This window comes from Sphaerotilus sp., from assembly GCF_041083715.1.
Taxonomy (GTDB): domain Bacteria; phylum Pseudomonadota; class Gammaproteobacteria; order Burkholderiales; family Burkholderiaceae_C; genus Sphaerotilus.
In genome coordinates this window covers 1-3100 of sequence record NZ_JBFPGY010000156.1, presented here as the reverse complement: position 1 = coordinate 3100, position 3100 = coordinate 1, and the positions used below count along the sequence as shown (strand labels likewise).

Here is a 3100-nt window from a genome sequence, read left to right as displayed (position 1 = left end):
CTGGATGTGCTGGACCTGCCGCTGGTCTACTACATGGAGGCCAGCTACCACCTCAACGGCGGACGGCAGGCGGTCAAGCCCGGCCGTGGCGACCGCGCCTACCAGCGCGCTGGCCTGGTGCCGACGCTGGTGTTCGGCCGCAGTGGCAAGCGCTATCCGATGCTGCGCTATCCCTGGGTCGAGACCCGCGCGGCACTTGACGCCCTCGCCAACGATCAGCCCGACCTCGACTCGGTGCAGATCACCTACGTCAACCCCGAAACGGGCGAGGACGCCGAGAACATCCTCGGTTTCTACGCCCTGATGCTGCGCCCTGGCCAGACGCTGTCGCTCCCCGCCCGCTCGCCGGCCTGCGTCTTTCACCTGATCGAAGGGCGCGTCGAGGTGGCCGTCGATGCACACAGCCCGCGCAACTTCACGCTGGCCGAAGCCGACACCTGCTGCGCCCCCGGCTACACCGGCGTGACGCTGCGCAACCTGTCCGTCGACCAGCCCGCGTTCGTGTTCATGGCCGATGAAGCACCCCTGCACCGCAAGCTGGGCGTCTACGAAGTCCGCGCCTGAACCCCCGAACCATCGGCGCTGCCGCGCCAGTCAAACGCGCAAGATCGGCCCGGCATCCCTCAACGTGGCCTGCATCCGCTCGCGCACGATCGCCAGTCCCGGCGCCGGTGTGCGCCCGGCCAGCGTCACCAGCCCGAACCGGGCACTGGCGGCCAGAGGCGGCTGCATCGGCAACTCCGCCAGCTGCGGCCCGGCAGCGCGGATCGCGATCAGCACGGCGTCGCTGCACCGCGCCACCTCCACCAGACTCGGTATCTCCTCGCAGCGCAGCGTGACGCACTGCGCCGGGTGCGCCTGCGGACCGTAGCGCTCCATCAGCACCCGCGCCACTTCGTCGCTCAGCGGCGTCGAGGCGATCGGAAAACGCTGCACCTCGGCGAAGGTGACACGCCCGGTGTGCGCACCCTGCTCGGCCAGCGGGTGCCCGTGTCTGCACATGAACGCTCCGCGCATCTCCGACACCGTGTCCAGGCACAGATCCGGTGCGGGGACCAACGAGCGCGCATCCACGATCAGCGCATCCAGCAACCGCTCGCGCAGCGCCTGCACCAGCAGCGCGGTCGTCGCCCGCGAGATGTCCACGTGCAGCCCGGGATGGCGCTCGGCCACGGTCATCAGCAGTGGCGTCATCAGCATGGCGCCTGGCCCGGAGCCCAGGCCGATGCGCAGTACCCCCGCCTCGCCCGCGCCCATGCGCCGGCCGCTGTCGAGCAACTCGTCCGCATCCAGCACCACCTGCCGTGCACGCGCCAGCACCTCGCGGCCGAAGGGCGTGAGTTCGCTGTGGCGGCCGAGACGGTCGAACAGCGACTGGCCCAGCTCGTCCTCGAGCGCGCGGATGCTGCGGCTGAGCGCAGGCTGGGTCAGGCACAGCACCTCGGCCGAACGGCTGAACGAGCCGCTTTCCGCCAGCGCGATCAGGTGCTTGAGTTGAACCAGCGTCATGCGGACCTCGGCGTTGAACCATGATTTCGATTCATCATAAGTCTGAAAACAATGCATTGGACGCCTGACTTGCCGAGTTCTACGATGAAGCATCCCCCCCTGAAGAGCCTCCCGGAGAACCGCCCATGCACCGCAAGAACTTCCCCCGCCGCGCGTTTGTCCTGCTCGCCGGCCTGTGCCTGGCCGGTACCTCCGCGATCGCGCAGACCTACCCGAGCAAACAGGTCAACCTGATGGTGCCGTACCCGGCGGGTGGCCTGTCGGACGTGATCGCGCGCATCGTCGAAAAGCCGTTGACCAAGGCACTCGGGCAGCAAGTCATCATCGAGAACCTCGGCGGTGTCAGCGGGGCGCTGGCCGCGCAGAGGGTGCTGGCGGCGCCGGCGGATGGGCACCTCGTGTTCCAGGGTTCCCCCAACGAGCTGATCCTCGCTCCGCTGGCCAATGCGGCGGTGAAGTTCAAGTCGGAGGATTTCCGCCTCGTGCAGATGATCGGCGTTGCTCCGATCACGATCCACGCCCGCAGAGGCCTGCCGGCCAACAACGTCGACGAACTGGTCGCGCTGGCAAAGAAATCCGCCGCGGCGGGCAAGCCGTTGACCTACGGCAGTGTCGGCTACGGCTCGTTCTACCACGTGCTCGGTGCCCATTTCGCGCAGACCATCGGCGCCGAGATGACCCATGTGCCGTACAAGGGTGCGGCGCCGCTGTTGCAGGACATGGGGGCGGATCTGGTGGACATCTCCGTGCTGGTGACCGGACTGCAGTCCGTCGGGTTGGTGGACCAGGGGCGTCTCAAGTTCCTCGGCACGCTGGCGCCCGCCGGCAAGGTGGAGGCCCCGTTTCTCAAGGCCTACCCGAGCATCAATGACAGCAAGAGCGTCAAGGGCTTCGCCTACAACATCTGGACCGGCTACCTGGTGAAGAAGGACACGCCGGAGCCCGTCGTGCAGGCGCTGAACAAGGCGCTGGCGACCGTGCTGGCCGACCCGGTCGTGCGGATCGAACTGGAGAAGCAAGGGCTGATGGTCGCCACGCCGCTGTCGGTGGCCGACGCGGCGCGCGAATACGAGTCGCAGACCGCCAGCTTCCGCACCATCGCCAAGGCGATCAAGCTCGAAGCCCAGTGAGCCCCACGCCATGACGTACCTGCGCGAGGCGCTGCACGCCCGGATCGGCGAGTTCGTCAGCCTGCGCCGCGAGCTCCACCAGCACCCCGAACTCGCCTTCGAGGAGCACCGCACCGCCGCACTGGTCGCCGACAAGCTCGCCAGCTGGGGCTACGACGTCGAGTCTGGTGTCGGCGGCACAGGCGTGGTCGGGCGGCTGGCACGTGGCACGGGAACGCGGCGGCTCGGACTGCGGGCCGACATGGACGCGCTGCCGATCGTGGAAACCTCCGGCGCTGCCTGGGCCAGCGTCCGTCCTGGTCTGATGCACGCCTGCGGACACGACGGCCACACTGCGATGCTGCTGGCTGCGGCGTGCCACCTCGCAGCGCACGGCGACTTCGACGGGACGCTGCACCTGATCTTTCAACCGGCAGAAGAAGGCGGCGGTGGCGCGCTGCGCATGATGGCCGACGGATTGT

At 68.3% G+C, this 3100-nt stretch carries 4 protein-coding genes; 3 read left to right on the top strand and 1 reads right to left on the bottom strand.

Features of this window, described 5'->3' with window-relative positions; genetic code table 11:
- Nucleotides 1-564 (top strand): cupin domain-containing protein (locus tag AB3X43_RS07190; RefSeq protein ID WP_473965078.1); only part of this gene is annotated, 564 nt, incomplete at its 5' end.
- Between the two features lie 30 nt (nucleotides 565-594).
- Here the strand turns inward: AB3X43_RS07190 and AB3X43_RS07185 are convergent.
- Complete coding sequence (locus tag AB3X43_RS07185) at nucleotides 595-1509, bottom strand: LysR family transcriptional regulator (protein WP_369429177.1); 915 nt, start codon at nucleotides 1507-1509, stop codon at nucleotides 595-597.
- 125 nt (nucleotides 1510-1634) lie between these two features.
- Here AB3X43_RS07185 and AB3X43_RS07180 point away from each other — a divergent pair, with 125 nt between their 5' ends.
- Together AB3X43_RS07180 and AB3X43_RS07175 are read left to right on the top strand one after the other, a co-directional pair.
- On the top strand, nucleotides 1635-2639 hold the full coding sequence (locus tag AB3X43_RS07180) for a Bug family tripartite tricarboxylate transporter substrate binding protein (protein ID WP_369429176.1): 1005 nt from the start codon (nucleotides 1635-1637) through the stop codon (nucleotides 2637-2639).
- Nucleotides 2640-2649: 10 nt separating this feature from the next.
- On the top strand, nucleotides 2650-3100 hold a 451-nt coding region (locus AB3X43_RS07175; RefSeq protein ID WP_369429175.1), incomplete at its 3' end, for an amidohydrolase.